Origin of the sequence: Dokdonella sp., assembly GCF_019634775.1 — a bacterium.
Lineage (GTDB): Bacteria > Pseudomonadota > Gammaproteobacteria > Xanthomonadales > Rhodanobacteraceae > Dokdonella.
In genome coordinates this window covers 1-22,133 of record NZ_JAHCAS010000002.1, presented here as the reverse complement: position 1 = coordinate 22,133, position 22,133 = coordinate 1, and the positions used below count along the sequence as shown (strand labels likewise).

Sequence of the window (22,133 nt, the reverse complement as noted above, 5' to 3'; positions counted from 1 at the left end):
GGTTCGGACGTGAACAACAACAAAGAAGCCGAACGGGCGGAACTGCACAAAACCATCTGGCGCATCGCCAACGACCTGCGCGGCAGCGTGGACGGCTGGGACTTCAAGAGCTACGTGCTCGGCATGCTGTTCTACCGCTTCGTCTCGGAGAACCTCACCGCCTACCTGAACGACGAAGCCCATCGCGCCGGCGAAAAGGCTTTCGACTACGCCGCGCTTTCCGATGCCGATGCCGAACAGGGCCGCGCCGAAACGGTCAAGGAAAAGGGCTTCTACATCCTGCCCTCGCACCTGTTCGTCAACGTGCGCGAGCGGGCGCGGCACGACGCCAACCTCAACGAGACCCTGTCCCGCGTGTTCAAGGATATCGAAGGCTCGGCCATCGGCGCGGACAGCGAAGACGACTTCAAGGGCCTGTTCGACGACCTCGACGTCAACAGCGGCAAGCTCGGTCCCACCGTCGCCAAGCGCAATGAAAAACTGGTCAAGCTGCTCGACGCCATCGGTGATCTTCCACTGAGCCACAACGGCAACACCATCGACCTGTTCGGCGACGCCTACGAATACCTGATGCAGATGTACGCCTCGACCGCCGGCAAGTCCGGTGGCGAGTTCTACACGCCGCAGGAAGTCTCCGAACTGCTGGCACGCATCGCAGTGAGCGGCAAGACCGAGGTCAACAAGGTGTACGACCCAGCCTGCGGCTCCGGCTCGCTGCTGCTCAAGTTCGCCAAGGTGCTGGGCCACGACAAGGTGCGACAGGGCTTCTACGGGCAGGAAATCAACCTGACCACCTACAACCTGTGCCGCATCAACATGTTCCTGCACGACGTGAACTACGAGAAGTTCGACATCGCGCACGGCGACACGCTCACCGATCCGGCGCATTGGGACGACGAGCCGTTCGAGGCCATCGTTTCCAATCCGCCGTATTCCATCAAGTGGGCGGGCGACAGCAATCCGCTGCTGATCAACGACCCGCGCTTCGCGCCTGCGGGCGTGCTCGCGCCGAAAAGCTACGCCGACCTCGCCTTCACGATGCACATCCTCAGTTGGCTTGCAGTCAACGGCACGGCGGCCATCGTCGAGTATCCCGGAGTGCTGTATCGCGGCGGCGCGGAGCAGAAGATCCGCCAGTACCTGATCGACAACAACTACGTCGATACCGTCATCCAGTTGCCGCCCGATCTGTTCTTCGGCACAACGACCGAAACCTGCATCATCGTGCTGAAGAAATCCAAGCACGACAACAAGACGCTGTTCATCGACGCCTCTGCCGAGTTCGTGCGTAACGGCAACAAGAACAAGCTCACGGAAGCGAACCAGCAAAGGATTCTCGACGCCTTCGTCAATCGCAAGGATGTCGAACACTTCGCCAAGCTGGTGGACAACGGCGACATCGCCGGAAACAGCTACAAGATCACGATTTCGTCCTACGTCGAACAGCCGGACACCACGGAAGCCGTGGACATCAAGGCGCTCAACGCCCAGATAGCCCACATCGTGGCACGGCAAGCGAAGCTGCGGGCGCAGATCGATGCCATCGTCGCCGATCTGGAAGGGGAGCGGGCATGAGCCGCATTGATCGCCTCATCGCCGAGCTTTGCCCCGACGGTATCGAGTTCATGGCATTGGGAGACATCGCCGAACTGGTTCGCGGCAATGGAATGCCCAAATCCGACTTCACAGAATCCGGCGTCGGTTGCATCCACTACGGCCAGATTTACACCCACTATGGGGTCTGGGCGACCGAAACCATCTCCTTCGTCGCGCCGGACACCGCTGCGCCGCTCGCCAAGGTCGATGCCGGCGATCTGATCATCACCAACACCAGCGAGAACGTCGAGGACGTGTGCAAGGCGGTCGCATGGCTCGGTGAATCGCAAATCGTCACCGGCGGCCACGCCACAGTGATCAAGCACGGGCAAGACCCGAAGTACCTGTCGTACTACTTCCGCACGCCCGACTTCCTCGCGCAGAAGAAGAAACAGGCCACAGGCACGAAGGTCATCGACGTATCGGCCAAGAGTCTTGCGAAGATTCGCGTGCCCGTGCCGCCGCTCGAAATCCAGCGCGAAATAGTGAAGGTGCTTGACGGATTCACCCAGCTGGAGGCGGAGCTGGAGGCGGAGCTGGAGGCGCGTCGGCGGCAGTACAAGTACTACCGCGACGCGCTTTTGACGTTCGGCGAGCGCACGGATAGCGCAAGCAAGCAAGCAAGCAAGCAAGTATAAGGTGGACGACCTTGAGTGACATCTGTCTAAGCGTGTCGTCCGGCGGGACGCCCTTGTCGAGGCGCGCCGATTTCTACGGCGGGGATATTCCGTGGCTGCGCACTCAGGAAGTTGACTACTCGGACATCCATTCGACCAGCGTAACGATCACCGAAGCAGGACTGAAAAACTCGGCAGCAAAGTGGGTCCCAGCGAACAGCGTCATCGTTGCCATCTCCGGGGCCGGTGTCACGCGAGGTCGTGTCGCGGTCAACAAGATTCCGCTTACCACGAACCAGCATTGCTGCAATATGGAGATCGATCCTGCACAGGCGCATTACAGGTTCGTCTATCACTGGCTCGTCAATCAGTACGACGATCTGCGTTCTCGTGGCCACGGGAATCGCTCCGATCTAAACATCGGAATCATCAAGGCATACCCGATTCCTGTTCCTTCGCTTGATGATCAGGAACGTATCGCCGCCATCCTCGACAAATTCGACGCACTGGTGAACGACCTCTCCTCCGGCCTGCCCGCCGAGATCAAGGCCCGCCGCCAGCAGTACGAGCACTACCGCGACCGCCTGCTCACCTTCCGGGAGGCCGCGTGAGCGAAGACCTCAAGCCCTCCCGCTACGAAGCGATTGCGCTTTCCAACGAAAGCACCGTCGTCGCGGAGTTCGTGCGCCCGAACGAGGTGCGCGAAGAACGCTACCAGTCCGAGGCGGAGCTTGAGCGCGACCTCATCGAGCGCTTGCAGGTTCAGGCCTACGAATATCTGCGCATCACCAGTGAAGCCGACCTGATCGCCAACCTCCGCCGCCAGTTGGAGGCGCTGAACAAGATCACGTTCAGCGACAAGGAATGGCAGCAGTTCTTCGGCGAGAAGATCGCCGGGGCCAACGACGGCATCGTCGAGAAGACCGCCCGCATCCAGGAAGACCACGTTCAGGTCTTGAAGCGCGACGACGGCAGCACCAAGAACATCTACCTGATCGACAAGCAGAGCATCCACAACAACCGCCTGCAGGTCATCAACCAGTACGAGATCGAAGGCAAGCGCGCCAACCGCTACGACGTGACGGTGCTGGTCAACGGCCTGCCGATGGTGCACATCGAGCTGAAGCGGCGGGGCGTGGACATCCGCGAGGCGTTCAACCAGATCGACCGCTACCAGCGCGACAGCTTCTGGGCCGGTTCCGGCCTGTTCGAGTACGTGCAGTTGTTCGTAATCAGCAACGGCACGCTGACCAAGTACTACAGCAACACCGTGCGCGACGGCCACCTCGCCGAGCAGCGCAACAAGCGCGACCGCAAGAAGACCTCGAACAGCTTTTCCTTCACCAGTTGGTGGGCCGACGCGAAGAACCAGCCGATCACCGAACTGGCCGACTTCACCAAGACCTTCTTCGCCAAGCACGCCCTGCTGAACATCCTCACCAAGTATTGTGTGTTCGACGTGGATCGCAAGCTGCTGGTGATGCGCCCCTACCAGATCGTCGCGGCGGAACGCATCCTGCAACGCATCGCCACCGCCACCAATCACCGGCAACTGGGCACGGTGGCAGCGGGCGGCTACATCTGGCACACCACGGGCAGCGGCAAGACGCTGACGAGCTTCAAGGCCGCGCAACTGGCGCGCGGCCTGCCGGAGATCGACAAGGTGCTGTTCGTGGTGGATCGCAAGGATCTGGACTACCAGACCATGCGCGAATACGAACGCTTCGAGAAAGGCGCGGCGAACTCCAACACCTCGACGGCGGTGCTGCAAAAGCAGCTGGAAGACCCGAACGCGCGCATCATCATCACCACCATCCAGAAGCTCAGCCGCTTCGTCGCCAAGAACAAGAAGCACCCGGTGTACGACGCGCACGTCGTGGTGATCTTCGACGAATGCCACCGCAGCCAGTTCGGCGACATGCACGCGGAGATCACCCGCGTCTTCAATCGCTACCACCTGTTCGGCTTCACCGGCACGCCGATCTTCGCCGACAACGCGGGCTCGGGCGGCAATCCTCGACTGCGCACCACCGAGCAGGCCTTCGGCGACAAGCTGCACACCTACACCATCGTCGATGCGATCAACGACAAGAACGTGCTGCCGTTCCGCATCGACTACATCAACACCATCAAGACCGCGCCGAACGTGCGCGACAAGCAGGTGTCAGCCATCGACACGGAGCGGGCACTGCTCGCGCCGGAGCGCATCACGCAGATCGCGGGCTACATCCGCGAGCACTTCGACCAGAAGACCAAGCGCAGCGCCAGCTATCGGCATGGCGGCAAGCGGCTCAACGGCTTCAACTCGCTGTTCGCCACGGCCTCCATCGATGCGGCCAAACGCTACTACACGGAGTTTGCCAGCCAGCAAAAGGACATCCCGCCCGCACAGCGGCTGAAGATCGGCCTGATCTACAGCTTCGCCGCCAACGAGGACGCCGATGGCCTGCTGGAAGAGGAGGAATTCGAGACCGAAGGGCTGGATCAGGGCTCACGCGACTTCCTCGATGCGGCCATCAAGGACTACAACGGCCTGTTCGCCACCAACTTCGACACCTCCGCCGACAAGTTCCAGAACTACTACAAGGATTTGTCGCAGCGGCTGAAGAACCGCGAGCTTGACCTCGTGATCGTGGTCAACATGTTCCTGACCGGCTTCGACGCCACCACGCTCAATACGCTGTGGGTGGACAAGAACCTGCGTGCGCACGGATTGATCCAGGCGTATTCGCGCACCAACCGCATCCTCAATTCGGTCAAGACCTACGGCAACATCGTTTCCTTCCGCGATCTGGAGCAGGCGACCAACGACGCGCTGGCCCTGTTCGGCAACAAGGACGCCAAGGGCATCGTGCTGCTCAAGCCCTACGCGGACTACTACGCCGAGTACCAGAAGAAAGTCGCCGAACTGGTGGCGCTGTTCCCGCTGGGCAAGGCCATCACCGGCGAGGCGGCGCAGAAGGCGTTCATCAAGCTGTTCGGCTCGATCCTGCGGCTGAAGAACATCCTCACGGCTTTCGACGATTTCGCGGGTAACGAAATCCTTTCCGACCGCGATTTTCAGGACTACCAGAGCCTGTACCTGAACCTGTACGCCGAGTTCCGCAGCGCGTCCGAGGCCGAGAAGGAAACGATCAACGACGACGTGGTGTTCGAGATCGAGCTGATCAAGCAGGTCGAGATCAACGTCGATTACATCCTGATGCTGGTCGAGCGGTACATCAAAGCCAAGGGCACTGGCAAGGACAAGGAAATCCTCGCGACCATCGAGCGCGCGATCAATTCCAGCCCGTCGCTGCGCAACAAGAAAGACCTCATCGAGCAGTTCGTGGATTCCGTTTCGCCCAAAGCCCGGGTGGATGCGGAATGGCAGGCGTTCGTTGCCAGGAAGAAGGCCGAAGAGCTTGACCAGATCATCGCCGACGAGGGCTTGAAGGCCGACGAGGCGAAGGCGTTCGTGGACAACGCCTTCCGCGACGGCGCAATCCCGACCACGGGCACGGCCATCACGAAGATTCTGCCGCCCGTGTCGCGGTTCTCGAAGAACAACAACCATTCGGCGAAGAAGCAGACTGTGCTGGACAAGCTCGCGGCGTTCTTCGAGCGGTATTTCGGATTGGGGTGAAGTTATGGCCGAGGACGCACTTACACAATCTGATGCCGACACCTTGCTGCGCATGGAGAAGGTTGCTGTGTCGGCGGACACCTTCCATTTCCCTGCCACCACTTTGCAACCCGCAGCGTTGGAGCGGCGGGCCTGTCGTCAGTAACCGATGCAGGAGAAGCACATGAGCGCCGATGCCCCGGCTTCCATCGAAGTATTCCAAGACCTAACCTTGTGGCTCGATGGCCGAGCGCAAACCGAAGTGCGCGACGCACTGGTCGCGCAGGCTGCGCTGCCGTGGCGTCACGCGCCGGAGCGCGAAGCGGCCATTTCATCGGGTACTGAAACCGAATTCATCGCCTTCGAACGCGAGGCGAGCGGCGATTCGCCGAAGGTCGGGCTGGTACTGTGGAAAGACCCCGACAGTTTCCGTGTCACCAACATCGTCCCGGTCGACATCGGTGAGTTGAACTATCAGCAGTACAACGCGGCCTTGCGTCAGTTTTCCGATCAGACCGTCGCACCGGTGGCGGCACGCCTTGGTCTTCGGCTCGATATCAGCAATGACAGGCAGTCCCTGACCGACTGGATGTCGCAGGGAACTGCCGACCTGCTTGTCCGATTTTCTCGGCTCGCCAACAAGTCCACGGGGTCTTCGCACCCGATGGACCGGGATCGCTGGCTTGCCTTTGTGATTGCAGCGCACAAGGAGCAGAGCAAGGCGGGCGACACCCTGAAACGGTGGCTCATCGAGGTCGAGCACTGGCCTGCGGAAGCCGCTTGGGATTTGGTCATCGAGTACGAATTCGGTCTGGAGTTATTGCAAAAATACGATCAGCATCTGGATTGAGCATGGGGCTTCAGCCAGCCGACGTGACGCGCATCCTGCAGGCGGGCTTGCCCGTCCTGTGCCTCGATACGTGCTCCATCCTCGACATCCTGCGCGATCCGACGCGCGATACAGCGCAACCCTCCGATCTTGCAGTTGCGCTCGATCTTCTGGATCGTATCGAGAACCAGAAGACGCTCGTGGCGCTCGCGTGCGATCAGGTTCGACAGGAGTTTCAGGAACACGTCGTCAACATTCAAGAAGAAAGCAAGAAAGCGCTCGACAAGTTCCGCGAACGGATCGAGCGCGTGAATACCATCGCAGCTCAATTCGGCGCGAACGGCGCACTGGCGACAAGCCATTGGGACAATCATCCGCAGCTCGCCCGATCTGCCGCTGATCGCTTGATCAACGTAGCCGAGCACGTACCGCAATCGGCAGACATTCCTTCCCGCGCCCATCGCCGTTCGGTGTTGGCACAACCGCCATCGAAAAAGGGCAAGGGATCGCCGGGCGACTGCGCCATCATCGAAACCTACTTTGAGACCGTTGGTCGCTTGCGCAGTAGCGGCCTGTCGAGCAAGGTTGTATTCCTTTCCTCGAACACGGCCGATTACTGCGCCAACGGGAAACTTCACACCGCGTTGCAAGCGGAATTTGCCCCCCTGCTGATGGAGTACGCGCCGAACTTCGGGGCTGCCCGACATCTTCTGGGGCTATAGGCGCGCAATGTCTGACCTTACAGGGAGTGAACGTCGGAAGCTGGAAAAGCTGCTTGGAATGGGCAGCGGGTATGTACTCAACTTCTCCGACCGCACGTTCGGGGAATTCTTCGATGAGTACCGGGTCGAGATCGACGCCGATCGCTACTGGGCGCGCGGAACATCCAAAGCCAATCGCCTGCGCACCCATTGGGAATTGGATGCGAACCATGTGGTTGGTCGCGTCATCGGCGGCCTGATCGACTACGCGGGCGAGGAGCAGTGTTTCGGTGACAGCAATCCCGTGCTGGTCGACGACTGCCGCAAGATCGCCCAGCGCCTGCTCAGCGACCAGCCGGTCGCGGAGTTGGACGCACTGGCTGCGACCGCCGATGAACGCGACTTCGAGGTGGTGGCCGAGCATGTGCGCGAGGCCATTGAGAAGAACCAGCCCGAAGGCGCACTCGACCGGCTGCACACTTTTGTCATCAAGTTTGTTCGGATTGCCTGCGAGCCTCACGGCATCGAGATCAACCGCGACAAGCCGCTGCACAGCGTGTTCGGCGAGTACGTCCGCGCCCTGCGCGATGGCGGGCACCTGGAGTCGGCAATGACCGAGCGCATCCTGAAATCCAGTATCTCCGTTCTGGAGGCATTCAACGATGTCCGCAACAACAAGAGCCTCGCGCACGACAACCCGATTCTCAACTACGAGGAAAGCCTGCTGATCTTCAACCACGTTGCGGCCTCGATCCGATTCATCAAGGCGCTGGAAGGAAAGATCAAGGTACAGGCACTAACGAAGTCGTCCGGCTTGGAGTCAGACGAAATTCCGTTCTAACCGCCTTCAACCTCGCAGTGTCGTCAGCAGCCTGACGAGCTCAACCACGGCGGTGAACGGTTCGGGGGCGTTGTCCGCCGTGAACCGCGCGGCCAATGCCTCGGCCCGCTGCGCGGCGACATCCAGTTGGTTGCGTGTCGTGGCGAAGGCATTGCCTGCGCCCTTGATGTAGTTCGGGAAGTGCTGACGCAACCGGCGCAACACCTCGTCGCGATGCAGCGGCGCACGGATGTCCTCGTAGTGCAGCAGCAGCCACAGCTCGAAGCTGGGCACCGAGGCAATGGCACGAAAGCGCACCGGCTGTCTGGCGTCGCTCCGCAACTTGCCGTCCAACGATTCGGCCAGCCGCAGAGCGTCGAAATAGCTTTCGTGGTCATCACGGTCGAACACCGCGAACACCTGCTCGAAGGCGCGGGCTTGAATGCGCCGATGCCGGTCGCCACCCTCGAACAGTTCCTTGGCGTACTGCACCACCTGAATCGGAGCGGTGCCTAGTTCGCTGGGCCGCACCACCACGTTGGCCGTATGCAGCCGATGCGCGGCGCGGATTTCGCCGAAGTAGTTCGGCTCGGTCTTGCTGCCCTCGGAGACGATCAGGATGCGGTCGTAGCTGGCGCGCTGGTTCAGCTTGCGCTCGAGCTGCCTGCGCTGTCGTTCTTTGGCGGAATTGTCACGGCCCATCAGTGCGTCTGCCCCAAGCTGTCGCTGAGCAGGGGCACGCCGCCGTAACGGCCCATCAGGTAGCCGCGCTCCAGCGCCTCGTTCTTGCGCGGGCTGAATTCGGACAGGGCCACCAGCGCGGAGGCCTGGTGCGCATCCTTCTCCACCAGCCACACCTGATCGCGGCGGAACAGGTCGGCCGCATCCAGCAGCGAGGTGTCGTGCGTGGTGAAGATCAGTTGTGCGCCGCCCGTGTTGACCTCGGGGCGATGGAACAGTCGCACCAGTTCACGCACCAGCAAGGTGTGCAGGCTGGTGTCCAGCTCGTCGATGACCAGCGTCAGCCCCTTGCGCAGGATGTCCAGCACCGGCCCAGCGAGGAACAGCAGATTGCGCGTGCCGCCGGATTCATCCATCAGGCCGAACACTGCCTTGCCCTTCTCCGTGACGTGGGAGAACAGCAGTTGATGCTCCTCGACTTCCTCCGAGCGGACTTCGGTCTTGCCCGCGAGCAGGTCGAAATGCACGGACTGTCCCGGCACCTTGCGGGTCTCGACGTTGATGTCCGCGATGCTGATGTCGGCGGCGCTGAGGAATTCGCAGATCTGCTTGCGGCCATCGGGCTGCTTGAGCATCTGGATTGAGAACTGTGGGCCGATCTGCGCCTGCTCGTTGAAGATGACCAGGCCGGTGGCGAACCAGTCGAACACCGGGCGCAGCGCCTCGCTGTTGAGCTGCACCGCCATCGAGACGAACAGGGCGTTGGGGCGGGTCGCACCCTCCCACACATTTTTCGGCCCCTTCAGGCCGGGGCCGAACTCGTAAACGTCCTTGCCCGTGGCCTCATCGAAATGGCGCTCGAACCAGCGTTGCGGCTTGAAGGCCTTGTAGACCAGCAGGTGCTCGGCCACGATGCGCTGCTGCGTCATGGCGAAGCCGTACTGGTACCGAACGCCGTCCAAGATGAAGGTGACTTCGAACTCCGTGGGTTGGCCGCCGGATTCGGCGTCGAGCCTGAAAGGCTGTACGGCGAAGGGCTGACTCGGTGGCAGCGCCGCCGACTCCAACACCACGCCGCGCATGTATTGCAGCGCCTTGATGAGGTTGGACTTGCCGCTGGCGTTCGCGCCGTAGATGGCGGCGCTCTTGAGCAGTTGCGGCACTGCCGTCAGGCCGGTTGCCAGGGCGTGGGTGTCGGCCAGGGTCTTGTCCTTGGACGCGACTAGGCTCAACACCTGCTCGTCGCGCAGGCTGCGGAAGTTCTTGACGTGGAACTCGACCAGCATCGCATTCACCGGAGTATCTATTGAATAGACGTTATTTTTGTCATTGGCACGCGAAAAGTCAATTTATTTTTGCATGACACATCGGATGATGCTAGGATGACACACTGCATCCAAGCCCCCGCAGGCCGGCGACCGACCAAGTCACCACGGAAGTCACAGGGGAAGTCGCGCGCCTGCTACGGGTTCTGGTCGGGGAGATGTCCCGCCAGCAGTTGCAGAAGGGGCTGGCGCTCAAGCACGAGGATCATTTCCGCAATGCCTACTGAAACCTGCGCTGGCCTTGCAGGTGATCGAGATGACCCTGCCTGACACGCCCCGCAGCAGCAAGCAGCGTTACCGCCTGACGGCCATCGGGCGGCGATGGCTGGAGGCGCATCCCGGCGGGGATTCGGTCTGAGCCACCCGCACTCCCTCGGCAACCCGCCCCATTGCCATACGCTATAATTTTCGTCTATTCGATGGCGGTGCCGTCCGCCACCAATATTCAAAAAACCAACCACTCTCGGTTGGTTTTTTTTCTCACTACTATGGCTACTTCTGGCGTGCAGGAATTGCACGTTTCGGACGGATTTGCGGGTTTCTCCCGGCCCTCCTCAGTAGGGCCAGTGCAGAAACGTGCACAACTTGCACGTTACGTACTCTCAGGCTACATTCGTTCCCATGACGAACGTTGTGGCCATCTCTGGAACGCCCAATAGTTCACTGGCCAAGGAAAACCGGCCAGAGCCGGGTAGCGAGCGCAGCCTTGCGTTCCTCGGTGGCGACGGCCACGCCTACGCCTTCAACCTCGTTCGCGACTGGGAAGCTCAGCTCATCCATCTGGAAGGGCTCAAGGGCAACAGCGCCAAGAGCTTCGCCGACGACGTGTTCCGGCTGCTCAACCACGCCAAGGTCGCACCGTGGGACCTCAAGAAAGAGCATGTCACCAGCTTCTTGCAGGCGCGGTCCAAGCTGCGGCCGAGCGGCGCGCTGTCGCCGGCGACCGTCGGCAGCTACTGCGCTGCCTGGCGCTCGTTCCAGAACTTCATGCTCGAACTAGATCGCGTCAACGAGATCGTGGCGCGCTTCAAGACGCGACCACGCAAGTTCGTCACCGAAGAGAACTCGATTGCCGTCAAGAAGTACAAGGCGAACTGGGTTCCGAAGGCTTGGGCGCTGACGCCGGAAGAGATTGACGCGATCGATGCCCAGTTCGTGGCCGACATCAAGCAGGCGTTTGCGTCCCGGAGCAAGTCCCTGCTGCCGCTCCAGCGCGACCGCGTCATGTTTCACCTCTCGATCCACTTCGCCTTGCGCGTTTCCGAGTTGGTGACGGTCGAGCTTCCGGCGTTCCAGCCCAGCCACGATCCCAAGCTGGCTCACTTCGGAAATTTCGGCACGCTCACGATCACCGGCAAAAACGACGTGACCGGCACCATCCCGATGCGGGAGCCGGAAGTCTTTGGTCTGCTGGAGTGGTACCTGTCCTCTGTCCGCCAGAAGATCCTGCTGCGTCGGAAAGACGCTGGCAACGGCCTGTGCGAGTTCGACGGACGGAAGTTCGTCACCTCACAGCTGCTGTTCCCCAGCGAGCGCGGCGGCGTGATCAACCCCCAGGCATTTCGCAAGCGCCTGAAGAAGATGGCGATGCGCGCTGGCGTGATCCGCAAGAAGCTCACACCGCATGTGCTGCGCCATACCGGGTGCACGCTCATGGTGCCGGTGTACTCGCCCGAAATCGCGCAGAAGTACATGCGCCACAAGAACCTGTTCACTACGCTCTACTACTACCACCCCACACCGCTGAACGCCGCGCACGAGGTCAACAGCGCCGTTGCCCTGTTCCGCGATGACGAGGAATGACGTGATACACGAGGTCCGACCATGAAGATCAAGCTCCGCAACCGACTCGAGGTTCTGATGAAGGACTCGGGCGTCAACAGCTTCGAGGAGATGGCCCAGCGCCTGACGCAGAATCAAGGCTGCAAGATCACTCGCACCGCACTGAGCCGGAAGTTTCGCGATCAGGATGTATCGCTCGCGCTTTCCATGATCGAAGCGATCTGCAACGAACTGCAGTGCCTGCCCGGCGACATTTTCGAGACCGAAGTGTCCGACGCTTCCGAGACGTTCGTGGAAGAGCTGCGCACGCGGCTGCAACCGTTCCGCTACGGCACGATCCGCCTGCAGAAGCCCGGGCCGGCGACTGAGATGGCTTCCGAGCCGACAGGAGAAGTCGCCTCAACGCCCGCCAAGAAGGCAAAGCCGGCGATGGATCTGGATGCAATCGCCGGTCCGCGGGTCTCGCATCTGCACGCCGGCAAGCTGAAGAAGTGAGTTGAGCCTTGGCCATTGCCTGCGCCCTGTGTCACAGCATCGGCCGCGGTGAACGCTGGCGTGCGCCACGTTTCTGCATGAGAACGCGGGTCGATCCGCCGGGCACCTGCTGGCTGCATTCCTCCAAGGAGGAACTGCGGTGGTGCGCTCAATCGATGGTCACCTCCATGCAGGGCGCGGAAAAGCGCAGCCTGTATCTCCAGCTGCTTCGGCGCGTCGGCGAAGCGTTCCAGCAAGACGATCTTGCGGTCGACAACCTGCTGGCGACGATATCGCCAGAGGCGAGGTCGATGCTGCTGAAGTACGGCTCCGCCGAGCTGCGGGCGGCGCTGTCCAAGCGCATCGCCGCGCTGCCGAACGCCGAGGTGCGGCCGGCCACGACCAGCGCACGGATTCCGGACGGATTGCCTCAGCCGCTCCTGGATGGCCTGCTGGCATTCGAGAAGCGATTGCAGGCACGTTACGAGACGCTGGTTGAGCGCGGGCACACGCGTTCGCACAAGTACGTCGCGGCCGCCATGAAGGTGCCCGTGCGACTGGCCGTCTTCCTCGCCGGGGAGGGCATCGAGCGCTGGGACATCGTCAGGAATCGCGACCTGGTCGCGTTCTTCCAGAAGAACCCCGCGGCTCCGCGTCAGCCCATCGAGCGTTTCCTTCAGTCCATGGAGGATCACCGCCCGTTCCGTGAGCGCCGCGGTCGACCGGCTGGCGGACGCAAGCGAATGCGTGACGCCAAGCGTCGCCCGCCGCCTCAGGTGCTGCGTCCCGAGATCCTGCTGCAGTTTCTCGCCGACGTGCGCGAGCGCTACAGCGTGCACGAGTATTTGCTCGCGTGGATGGTGTGCCGGCTGGGCATGATCGCCAGGCACGCCTACAGCATTACCCTGGACCGAATTCAATTGAACGACCGTGGTCGAATGGTCATCCGCCCGGCGCTCGTCTGGGTCGAAGTGCCTCAGCGAGTTGCCGACCAGTTTCGCAAGATCATCGAGCCCGTCGATCCGAGTTGGGGCAAGGTCGACCCCGAGTCGCTTCGCTTCGTCACGCTGTTCGACCACTACATCACCGACCTCGACGAGTTCACAGCAAAGGTACTGCAGGGTCGTACGCGCCTGCTGCGCGCATCGGCCATCTTTGCGGCAATGCTCGACGGTCATCTGGATCGCGTGACCCTGCGCCACACCATGGGCGTGTCGATGCCCACGATCCTGCAGCTTGAGCGCCTGTTGTCCGTAGACCTCCATCGGCGGCTGGATCCCAGCTTGGTGGAGGCCCGAAATGCGCACATCACGGGGCACGTCGATGACTGACCGCCGCTGGTTCGTGTACTTGGTGGAGTGCCGGACCCGTCGTATCTATACCGGGGTCACGCCCGATCTCGTGAACCGGATGAATGCACATCGGCGCGGACGCGGTGCGGCGTTCACGCGGATCAATCCGCCGGAGCGGCTGCTCGCCGCGAAGCCGTTCGAGAATCGCAGCGAAGCGCAGCAGGTGGAAGCCCAAGTAAAGCGCCTTCCCGCGGCCCACAAGCGATTTCTGGCGGCGGAGTGGTCAAAGGAGCACCCGGTCGACGAGCGCGCCCAGGAAGCGCTTGCGCTCGGTCAGGGCTAGGTAGGCAGCCACCTGCTCGTCGATCGTGACGTTGCCTACGGTGTCGTCGTAGGTAGTCGCCGAGAGGATCGCCCAGTCCGGCATCGACATAATCCGCTCCACCATGGCGCCGCAATAGCGGGCATTGACCAGCTTCTGGAACGGGTGAAAGGAAGGGAAGTCGTCCCGCGCCAGCCATTCCAGAGATTGGTCAACGGTCGGGCGACAGGCGAGCAGCGACGATCCTTGGTCAAGCGCAAACATCACCCCTCGGTCCTGGGCGCCCAGATCGGCCTTGAAGTTGAGAGCGCGGTCTTCGTTGCCGATCCACAGGTCGAACACCGCGAGGTCAGCGGTCTCCTTGGGATACTTCTGCGCCAGCAGCGTCATGGCCCTGGCATGACCGGCGTGCCGGTACATGCCGTCGGGCAACGGCGGCGCGTCATCAGGATCGTTGTCGGGATCGTGTCGGTCATCGTCCGTGAAGTCGTACACGTCCAGTCCGACCTCGGCGGCGCGCAGCGCGGCAAAGCGCAGGCGGGCGTCCGAGGCCGACGCCCGCGCCGGCACGCCGACCAGAACGGGAATCCCCAGAAAGAGCGCCAAGCGGTTCGCCACCAGCTCGGCGTAGACCTGCGACTGCGCAGCCTCGTGGTCGCACTTCAGCACAGCGGACAGCTGCCCGTCCTCGGCGCCGGTCGTGCTCCGTGCGTTGGGCGTCGCGGCGCCCGTGATTTCGTAGCAGAGAATAGGCACGGCGGCTTACGGGTGCTCGAAGGCCCAGCTATCGGCCAGCAGCTCGGCCTGCGCAATCACTTTGTCAGTGGCGTCAGGTTGCGCATCCGGCGGGTACTTGTGCTTGGCCAGCAGCACTTTGACCATGGCCAGCATCCTTGCACGCGACGACTTGCGGTTCTGCCAGTTGATCGTCGCCGACTTGCGCAGCTTGTCGGTCAGCTCCTGCGCCAGTGCGCGCAGTACCGGGTGGCCCATCTCGCGCACGGCGGATTCGTTCTCGCATAGCGCCTGATAGAAGGCGAACTCCTCCTCGGTCAGGCCTTCCGGTGGCTTGGCGGCGTTGATCTCCTTGGCGAGCTTGATCAGTTCCTCGATCACCTCCACCGTGGTCAACGCGCGGTTCTGGTATTTGGCGATCGCCTCTTCGAGCTTCTGGGTGAACTCCTTGGCCTGCATGGCGTTCTTCTGGCCACGCGCCTTCACCTGGTCGGCGATCAGTCGCTCCAGCAGTTCGGCGGCCAGGTTCTTGGTCGGCATCTTCTGGATCTGGGCGAGGAACTGTTCGTCCAGCAGCGAGATGTCCGGCTTGCCGAGGCCCAGTGTGCCGAAGACGTCTTTCACGCCCTCGACCAACACGCCCTTGGCGACGAGCTGACGAAGCGCCGCTTCTTTTTCGAGCCGCGATCGCGACTCACCGGCACGCGTCAGCTTGATCAGACACACTCGCACCGCCTGGAAGAACGCGATCTCCTCGCGCACCTCCATCGCCGCGCTTCGGGTGCCGGACAGCGACTGCGCCTTGGTCAACTTCAGCACCTGGTCGAGGAAGGTGCGCACGCCGCGATTGCGGCCCTTGTCGTCCGGCTCGGGGTCGACCTGCAGGACGTGCTCCATCGCCGGCCCCAGCAGGGCAAGTGCGCGCTTGGGGTCAGCGAAGCCGGCGTAGTCGAAGCCGTGGAAGAACTCGCGGCGGATCACGTCCAGCGTGTCGAGCAGGATGCGCAGCGCCTCACCTGAGGTGTCGACCGGCTCGCGCTCCTGCCCAGCGTCTCGGGTGTACTGGCGGATGGCCTTCTTCAGCTCCTCGCCAATGCCGATGTAGTCGACGATCAGCCCGCCGGGCTTGTCCTTCCAGATGCGATTGGTGCGGGCGATTGCCTGCATCAGCCCGTGGCCCTGCATGGGCTTGTCGACATAGAGCGTGTGGACCGGTGGCGCGTCGAAACCGGTTAGCCACATGTCGCGAACAATCACCAGGTCGAGGGGGTCGTCCGCGTCCTTGAAGCGCTTCTCCAACAGCTTGGCGCCCGAGCGGTCGGTCCGATGCTGCTGGTAGTGCGAAGGGTCAGACGAGTTGCTGGTCATCACGATCTTCAGTCGACCCTTGGCGATATCCGGGTCGCCCCACGCGGGCCGCAGCTTCACGAGCTCGTCGAACAGCCGCACGGCCGCCTCGCGTGAGACCGCCACGATCATCGCCTTGCCCTCGATCTGCTCCTTGCGCGCTTCCCAGTGGGCGACCAGATCGGCGGCCAGGGTCGCCAGACGACCATCCGCCATCGCCAAGGCCTCGAGCCGGGTCAGCCGACTGACCGTCTGGCCCTGCTCCTGTTCGTCCTCGTCCTCGGTCGCCTCCAGGAACTCGTCCATGAGCGCCTGCTTCTCGGCCTCATTGAAGCGAAGCTCGATGATCCGGCTCTCGTAGCTGACTGGCACCACCGCCTCGTCTTCCTGCGCGGCGATCATGTCGTAGACGTCGACGTAGGTGCCGAACACTGCCTCGGTATCGCGGTCGTCCAGGCTGACGGGCGTGCCGGTCATGCCCAGGTAGATCGCGTTCGGCAGCGCGTCGCGCATGTACTTTGCGAGGCCGTATTTGGTCTGGCCCGTCTTTGTGTCGAGGTCGGCCCTGAAGCCGTACTGCGTGCGATGGGCCTCGTCGGCGATCACGATGACGTTGCTGCGCTCGCACAGCACCGGCACCGAAGTCTGGCCACGCTCGGGCGCGAACTTGTTGATGGTGGTGAAGAACACGCCGCCGGCTTCCACGGCCGTGAGCTGCTCGCGCAGGTCGTCGCGGCTGTTGGCCTGCACCGGCGTGGCACGGATCGACCAGCGGCAGTCGGCAAAGGTCTCGAACAACTGGCCGTCCAGGTCTTTGCGGTCGGTGACCAGCACGACGGTCGGGTTCGCGAACTCGGATCGCTCGCGCAGGGCCATCACGTAGAACAAGGCGAGCAGCGACTTGCCCGAGCCCTGGGTGAACCAGATCACGCCGCCCTTGCCGTCTTTGCGATGGGTCAGGGCGTCGACAGCTCGTTGCACCGCTTTCTTCACGCCGTGGTACTGATGCCACTGCGCGATGATCTTGAAGCTAGCTCCGCCGTCGCTGCCGCCAAAGGCCACGAACCCGCGGAAGAAATCGAGCAGGGTGCGCGGCTCCATCAGGCCGCGCATCAGCGACTCCAGCTCCAACATGCCCTTGGCGGCCTTTTCGCCGCCCACCAGGCGCCAACGGGAATGACGGCTCAGATCAGCGCTGAGCGAGCCGTAGCGGGCTACGGTGCCGTCAGAGATGACGTTCAGCAGGTTGTAGGCGAACAGCTGCGGGATATCGGCCTTGTATGTCTGAATCTGGTTGTACGCCTTCTCGTAGTCGGCATTCGGATCGGCCGGGTTCTTCAGCTCAATCACTACCAGCGGCAGTCCATTGACGAACAGCACCAGGTCGGGCCGGCGGAGCTTCTGGCCGTGTACGGTGAACTGCTGGACCGCGAGTAGGTCGTTGGGGCCATCGAAGTCGATCACCGGCACGCGCAGCACGCTGCGTCGCCCGTCTGACTCGATGCGTTCCAGCGGCACCCCATTGCGCAGCCAGTCGTACATCTCGCGGTTGCCGTCGACCAGCGACTGCGAGCCGTAGCTCGCGACCTTGGCAACGACCTCGTCCACTTCGGACGGCGACAGATCAGGCGCAAGCCGCAACACCGCGTCACGCAAGCGCGGCGTCAGCACGACATCGGCGTAGCGTTCTCTTGCAGCCAGCTCCCCACCCGGCGATACCGCGTCGCCATGCAGGCATTCCCAACCCAGACCGGCTAGCCAGTCGAGACAGACGGCCTCGAGATGGTCCTCTTTCATTCGTCTGCCCCAAGTCGCAACTTCAGTGCATCAACCATGGGCGTTGGGATCAAAGGCTGCTCAGCCATCCGTTCGACCTCCCAAGCACTGGCCGACAAAACCCGGCTCATCGATTCATCTGCCCCCATCACAACGCCGAACCACCGCTCGCGGTCCATGACCACGCGGAATAGCTTCTCATCCTGGCAGCCTTCGACATAGGGCAGGTACACCTTGATGGAGCGACCGCTACGCTCGGCCTTCGATCCGAGACGGTCAATGCGGCCGGTGCGCTGCTCCAGCGAGCTGGGATTCCAGTCCAGATCGTGGTGAATCACGTGGCGGCAATTGAGGTGCAAGTCCACCCCCTCAGCCATCACGCTGCTGGCGATCAGGATCTCCGGGTAGAAGGGTGTGTTGAAGGTCAGCATGATGCGATCCCGGGTCTGATCCCGAGTGTCGCCGTAGACGCGGCGGACGTTCGCCACCAGACGCGACCGCTCACCGACTTGGGCTTCGTCCTCACCAAAGGAGGCTTCAACTTCGGCCCCTGCATGAGCGCCCGTCTGAATCTTGGAAAGCGCGTCCAGGTAGGCGTCCCGCTCCTCAGTACCGCAGCGCACGGCGAGAAAATCGAGGAACTTCCGAAGCACCTCGCGAAGACTCTGGCCCGAGGCATCCGGGCTGTCGAACATCGAGTCGATCCATCCGGCAGGAATCTTGTCCACCGCAAGGTCCGCGAATCGCACGAGAAACGTCGGCGTACGAAGAAAGCGAAGGACGATGTCGTGGATGGAGGCGCGTCTTGGCGGTTCCTGCAGTTCCGGATAGCAGGCCAACATCGCGTCGATCAGCTCGATCACATCCGTCGCCCGATCCCTGTCGAGTCGGTCGATGAATCGCCGCATGGCAGCGGTCACTTCACCCCGTGGGCAACCCAGCTGCTTGGCGGCGCGTGCTTCGATCTCCTCAATCATCGCCTCCGACAAGTACCGATGCAGTGCTCGACCCGTCTGTCGGTAGTGACAGAAGATCAGGACCTTCTCTCCGCGTCGCCAAAGCGCCATCGCAAGGTCGATGGTGGCGCTCACCTTGGGATGCAGGGCGCGTCCGCGTGTTCCGATGGCCTGCACGGACTCTCGCAGTCGGGCCAAGTGCCAGCTGCCAGACACTTGACCTTCTGCCTCCGCATCCTCCGGGGCGACGGTGTCTGCCTCGCGCCGCGTTTCGGTCAGGGCTTCATAACTCGATGCTATGCCGTCCCCAAAAACACGGTGAGCGCAGCCCAAGGTACCCAGACGTGCAGCCAGCAGGAAAGGCAGCGCATTGGATGCTGTAACGCGAAGCCCTCCGGTCAACACAGTCGCACCAGTCTGCAGCTCGGACACGACCGCTGCGCCTTCGACACGCTCCCGGCGAGGAACCCGATCAAAAGGTGGCGGCAGGCAGAGTGAGCGAGAACTGCGCAGCACCCATTCACGCAGCCGTTGCTCCGCGAATCGAATCGCCGCGCGAGCTTCGCGGTACGCGAGCATCACGCCGCGCACGCGCTCGTTGGCGACCGAAGAGCACTCAGTGTTCTCGGCGCGCTCACCTTCGGTCCACCAGGTCTCCCCATAGGTGCTGATCGCCTCGTCGAGGTCCGGTATGAGCAGCCGCTTCCAGGCGCGCTCGAGGCGTTCCGTGGAGAGTTGCATGGCATCCAGCTTGGCCCGCAGATCGCGGATTGTCGCCACGAAGGCCTCGCGTCCCATGGCTGCCGCACGGCTTTCGTCCCACGCCACAGCTTCAAAGCGGGACAGCACGTTGCACAGCTCGGCATGCCCGAGCTGGAACGGTGTGGCCGTCAGAAACAGCATCCTCTCGAAACGATGCGCGAGCTGGCCACTGGCTGCGTCAAGTCCCTCCCTGTGCTGGGCCAGCAACTGGGCAAGCTGCGTGCCCCCATGACGGGCGCGATGTGCCTCGTCCAGTACGAGCAGCGGGAGCGCCAGGCTCATCTTCCGAAGCACCTGACGCCAGATCGGGGGCAGCACGCCGTCGCTCGCGTTGTTCAGCGCATTGCGGGCAGCGCGCAGGCGATCATTCAGGTATTTCGAACCTCGCGCTGGAATGACTTCGAGTACGCGGGTGTACACGTCGCTCAAGTCGAGTCTCTCGACGGTCTCGACGAACAGTTGTGGCACCGGGTCATCGTCAGACTCGCTGAGCAGGCCCTGCTTGACGATGTGCCGCTTCCAATCAGCGGTCGGCGACTTCAGCAACCTGAGCACAAGGTCCTCGGTGACCCGAGGCCCCATGCGGAGCACCTTGGAGGCATAGCGCGCCAATCGCTCCCGCAGTTGGTCGGCACCATGGCGGCCCTTGATGGCAGCCTGAAGCAAGGCCAGCTTGGCCCAGTTGTCTGCGAGGCGACCCTGCAGTGCGCCGTGTGCCAGTACGATGACGGTGGCGGGCTCTCGTTCCTCCGGATCATCGAGCAGCTTCAGAAACTCGATTCCGGTTTCCGCAACCTTCACCCGGAATCGGGCGCGCTCCTCATCCTCGCGCAAGCATTCGCTGCGGAACGTGCCGCTGTCGCGCTCCCATTTCCTCACCACGCCGCGCGGCACCATGATCACGACGGGCCGGCTCGGGTCGCGGACCACGAACGACGCCGCTACCGCGAGCGCCACGAAGGTCTTTCCCATGCCTACTTCGTCGCCTAGGATCACACCGGGCTGGGTCCTGAAGCGTTCGAGGATGACTTGGGCCGAGCGCGCCTGCCGCTTGGCATCAGCTTCCGAAAGCCGTCCTTCCACATGCAGATTCAAGGAATCAGGCAGCTTCATCTTGCCCCTCCGCCAGCGAGACGTAGCTCCGTAGGGACTCGGACGCGCCGTCGAGTGCGTGATGCAGACGCGCGCGCTGCTCCTTGACAAAGGCATCCAGTCGGGCCTGCAGCGCGGGGTCGACCTCGCGCCCCGCCGCGTCCTTCAATCGCAGGCCTTCCAGCTCCTGGGTCAATTCGCAGAGCAGGAAGGGGTTCAGCCGAGATACGTGTAAAAATACCCCATAGAGTCTGATTTCGTCTTTTGAATCATTGAGTTGCCGGATTTTTTCGCGCGTCCGAACTATCCACGTGATCGGGTCGTAATTGCGCCAGCAACTGCTCCAACGTGTCCAGGCGCACACTAGCCCGCAGTGCGTCGGCTTCGGCCTGTTCGCGACGTTCCCGCTCCTTCGTTAGATCGGCGCGAGCGCTGGCCAACTCCGTCCGTACGGCTTCGAGGGTCTGGGTATCTTGCGCCCAGCGCGTCTGCAGGGCCTGGTGCTCGGTAGCCGTGAGCCGCAGCGCGTCCAGTTCCTTCCGCTGATCGTCCGCGCCATGCCGGACCTGCGCCAGCTCCCGCTCCAGCCGACTGTGGCGCTCTAGCCACTGCCCATTGTCGCGGTTGAGCTGCACCAACTCGTGGTTCTTGGCGGTCAACGCCTCATTGGCCTGTCGCAGCGCGACCTGCAGTTCCTGCACCTGGTGCTCATGCCGGCGCTGCTCCTGCTCGCGCTGCTCCTTGACCGACGTCCGGTAGTGCTCCAGCGCCTCGCGGGCGTGCTGGTGCTTCTGCTCCAGCGACTGCACGTGGCTCTCGTGCTCGGCCAGGCGGGTGGTCAGGCCGGCGATGCGTTCGCCGAGCTGCGCGACCTCCGTCATCCGTTCGGCCAGCGCCTGCTGAGTGGCGGCGCGCGCGGTCTTTTCCTCATGCAACGCGGTTTCAGCGCGCTGGAGCTGTGCACTCAGGGCGGCCGATTCTTGCTGGGCGCGCTCCAGCGCCTGGCCGCGCTCTTGCAGCTGCGCCTCGAAGCGCTGCCGGGCCTCGGCGACGACGGCCTCGGCCTCTTCGTGCAGGCGCCCGGCGAGCCGGCCGACCAGATCCTGTAGCGCGTCGCTGACCGCTACCTTGGCGCCCAGGCCTTGCCCTTCCTCTTCTTCCAGCTCTTTCAGGTAGCGGTGGATGGTGGTCTTGGAGCCGGTGTTGCCCAGCGCCACCCGCACCGCGTCCACCGACGGGTGCTTGCCCTGCGCCCGCAGCGCATCGCGAGCCTTCTGCACGTCGCTCTTGTACAACCCGCCACGGGCCATGGCCGTCCCCTCGGATGATTTCGTAATGTATTACATATCACGTAATTACATACCAATCAAGCTTGGAGACGGCCATGAATTAGGCGATAAATTAAGACGGGATAATAGTGGT

General features: G+C 62.5%; 18 protein-coding genes and 1 pseudogene. 12 read left to right on the top strand and 7 right to left on the bottom strand.

Translation table 11 applies throughout. The features are described from left to right. Nucleotides 1-9 precede the first annotated feature (9 nt). From KF907_RS10930 to KF907_RS10900, 7 genes are all read left to right on the top strand, one after another. A complete protein-coding gene (locus KF907_RS10930; protein ID WP_291220357.1) occupies nt 10-1,575 on the top strand; it encodes a type I restriction-modification system subunit M in 1,566 nt (521 codons plus the stop codon). Next, a complete protein-coding gene (locus KF907_RS10925) occupies nt 1,572-2,234 on the top strand; it encodes a restriction endonuclease subunit S (RefSeq protein WP_291220356.1) in 663 nt (220 codons plus the stop codon). The genes KF907_RS10930 and KF907_RS10925 overlap by 4 nt, the downstream gene beginning before the upstream one ends. Before the next feature lie 11 nt (nt 2,235-2,245). After that, complete coding sequence (locus KF907_RS10920) at nt 2,246-2,824, top strand: restriction endonuclease subunit S (RefSeq protein ID WP_291220355.1); 579 nt, start codon at nt 2,246-2,248, stop codon at nt 2,822-2,824. Then, nucleotides 2,821-5,838, top strand: a complete 3,018-nt coding sequence (locus tag KF907_RS10915) for a type I restriction endonuclease subunit R (RefSeq protein ID WP_291220354.1) — start codon at nt 2,821-2,823, stop codon at nt 5,836-5,838. The genes KF907_RS10920 and KF907_RS10915 overlap by 4 nt, the downstream gene beginning before the upstream one ends. Before the next feature lie 163 nt (nt 5,839-6,001). After that, nucleotides 6,002-6,667, top strand: a complete 666-nt coding sequence (locus tag KF907_RS10910; RefSeq protein WP_291220353.1) for a hypothetical protein — start codon at nt 6,002-6,004, stop codon at nt 6,665-6,667. 23 nt (nt 6,668-6,690) lie between these two features. Beyond that, nucleotides 6,691-7,368: a PIN domain-containing protein gene (locus KF907_RS10905; RefSeq protein ID WP_291220352.1), complete on the top strand. Its 678-nt coding sequence runs from the start codon at nt 6,691-6,693 to the stop codon at nt 7,366-7,368. A gap of 58 nt (nt 7,369-7,426) precedes the next feature. Further along, nucleotides 7,427-8,188 (top strand): abortive infection family protein, encoded by a 762-nt coding sequence (locus KF907_RS10900; protein WP_291220351.1) that lies wholly within the window; start codon nt 7,427-7,429, stop codon nt 8,186-8,188. 6 nt (nt 8,189-8,194) lie between these two features. Here KF907_RS10900 and KF907_RS10895 read toward each other — a convergent pair whose 3' ends face one another. Both KF907_RS10895 and KF907_RS10890 read right to left on the bottom strand, forming a co-directional pair. After that, nucleotides 8,195-8,869, bottom strand: a complete 675-nt coding sequence (locus KF907_RS10895; protein ID WP_291220350.1) for an RloB family protein — start codon at nt 8,867-8,869, stop codon at nt 8,195-8,197. Continuing rightward, nucleotides 8,869-10,134 (bottom strand): AAA family ATPase, encoded by a 1,266-nt coding sequence (locus tag KF907_RS10890; protein ID WP_291220349.1) that lies wholly within the window; start codon nt 10,132-10,134, stop codon nt 8,869-8,871. The genes KF907_RS10895 and KF907_RS10890 overlap by 1 nt, the downstream gene beginning before the upstream one ends. Nucleotides 10,135-10,238: 104 nt before the next feature. On the opposite strand from KF907_RS10890, the pseudogene KF907_RS15445 reads away from it, so the two are divergent. The 5 genes and pseudogenes from KF907_RS15445 (at nt 10,239) to KF907_RS10870 (ending at nt 14,064) form a co-directional block, all read left to right on the top strand. Further along, a pseudogene (locus tag KF907_RS15445) lies at nt 10,239-10,531 on the top strand (Fic family protein). A 263-nt stretch (nt 10,532-10,794) separates the two neighbouring features. Next, a complete protein-coding gene (locus KF907_RS10885) occupies nt 10,795-11,976 on the top strand; it encodes a tyrosine-type recombinase/integrase (RefSeq protein ID WP_291220348.1) in 1,182 nt (393 codons plus the stop codon). Between the two features lie 21 nt (nt 11,977-11,997). Beyond that, nucleotides 11,998-12,450 carry a helix-turn-helix domain-containing protein gene (locus KF907_RS10880; RefSeq protein ID WP_136004701.1) on the top strand — a complete coding sequence of 151 codons (453 nt, stop codon included), beginning with the start codon at nt 11,998-12,000 and terminating at the stop codon, nt 12,448-12,450. Between the two features lie 77 nt (nt 12,451-12,527). Continuing rightward, the gene (locus KF907_RS10875) at nt 12,528-13,760 is read left to right on the top strand and encodes a hypothetical protein (protein ID WP_291220347.1); all 1,233 of its coding nucleotides are present in this window, start codon (nt 12,528-12,530) and stop codon (nt 13,758-13,760) included. Next, entirely contained in the window at nt 13,753-14,064 is a 312-nt protein-coding gene (locus tag KF907_RS10870; RefSeq protein WP_210433867.1) for a GIY-YIG nuclease family protein, read from the top strand. The genes KF907_RS10875 and KF907_RS10870 overlap by 8 nt, the downstream gene beginning before the upstream one ends. Here KF907_RS10870 and KF907_RS10865 read toward each other — a convergent pair. The 5 genes from KF907_RS10865 to KF907_RS10845 all read right to left on the bottom strand — a co-directional run bounded on the left by KF907_RS10865 (nt 14,005) and on the right by KF907_RS10845 (nt 22,021). Beyond that, entirely contained in the window at nt 14,005-14,799 is a 795-nt protein-coding gene (locus KF907_RS10865; RefSeq protein WP_291220346.1) for a hypothetical protein, read from the bottom strand. The two genes, KF907_RS10870 and KF907_RS10865, sit on opposite strands and share 60 nt — an antisense overlap. Nucleotides 14,800-14,805: 6 nt before the next feature. Continuing rightward, nucleotides 14,806-17,922 (bottom strand): type I restriction endonuclease subunit R, encoded by a 3,117-nt coding sequence (locus tag KF907_RS10860; protein ID WP_291220344.1) that lies wholly within the window; start codon nt 17,920-17,922, stop codon nt 14,806-14,808. Further along, nucleotides 17,919-20,732, bottom strand: a complete 2,814-nt coding sequence (locus KF907_RS10855) for a helicase-related protein (protein WP_291220342.1) — start codon at nt 20,730-20,732, stop codon at nt 17,919-17,921. The genes KF907_RS10860 and KF907_RS10855 overlap by 4 nt, the downstream gene beginning before the upstream one ends. Next, a complete protein-coding gene (locus tag KF907_RS10850) occupies nt 20,719-20,907 on the bottom strand; it encodes a hypothetical protein (RefSeq protein ID WP_291220340.1) in 189 nt (62 codons plus the stop codon). The genes KF907_RS10855 and KF907_RS10850 overlap by 14 nt, the downstream gene beginning before the upstream one ends. A gap of 73 nt (nt 20,908-20,980) precedes the next feature. Further along, nucleotides 20,981-22,021 (bottom strand): DNA-binding protein, encoded by a 1,041-nt coding sequence (locus KF907_RS10845; protein WP_162377049.1) that lies wholly within the window; start codon nt 22,019-22,021, stop codon nt 20,981-20,983. Nucleotides 22,022-22,133: the final 112 nt, after the last annotated feature.

Bases quoted from the DNA above. Each gene is read 5' to 3' on its own strand.
- KF907_RS10890 (WP_291220349.1), bottom strand. From the start codon at position 10,134: ATGCTGGTCGAGTTCCACGTCAAGAACTTCCGCAGCCTGCGCGACGAG.
- KF907_RS10880 (WP_136004701.1), top strand. From the start codon at position 11,998: ATGAAGATCAAGCTCCGCAACCGACTCGAGGTTCTGATGAAGGACTCG.
- KF907_RS10900 (WP_291220351.1), top strand. From the start codon at position 7,427: ATGGGCAGCGGGTATGTACTCAACTTCTCCGACCGCACGTTCGGGGAA.
- KF907_RS10875 (WP_291220347.1), top strand. From the start codon at position 12,528: ATGAGAACGCGGGTCGATCCGCCGGGCACCTGCTGGCTGCATTCCTCC.
- KF907_RS10925 (WP_291220356.1), top strand. From the start codon at position 1,572: ATGAGCCGCATTGATCGCCTCATCGCCGAGCTTTGCCCCGACGGTATC.
- KF907_RS10910 (WP_291220353.1), top strand. From the start codon at position 6,002: ATGAGCGCCGATGCCCCGGCTTCCATCGAAGTATTCCAAGACCTAACC.
- KF907_RS10895 (WP_291220350.1), bottom strand. From the start codon at position 8,869: ATGGGCCGTGACAATTCCGCCAAAGAACGACAGCGCAGGCAGCTCGAG.
- KF907_RS10860 (WP_291220344.1), bottom strand. From the start codon at position 17,922: ATGAAAGAGGACCATCTCGAGGCCGTCTGTCTCGACTGGCTAGCCGGT.
- KF907_RS10885 (WP_291220348.1), top strand. From the start codon at position 10,795: ATGACGAACGTTGTGGCCATCTCTGGAACGCCCAATAGTTCACTGGCC.
- KF907_RS10870 (WP_210433867.1), top strand. From the start codon at position 13,753: ATGACTGACCGCCGCTGGTTCGTGTACTTGGTGGAGTGCCGGACCCGT.
- KF907_RS10845 (WP_162377049.1), bottom strand. From the start codon at position 22,021: ATGGCCCGTGGCGGGTTGTACAAGAGCGACGTGCAGAAGGCTCGCGAT.
- KF907_RS10855 (WP_291220342.1), bottom strand. From the start codon at position 20,732: ATGAAGCTGCCTGATTCCTTGAATCTGCATGTGGAAGGACGGCTTTCG.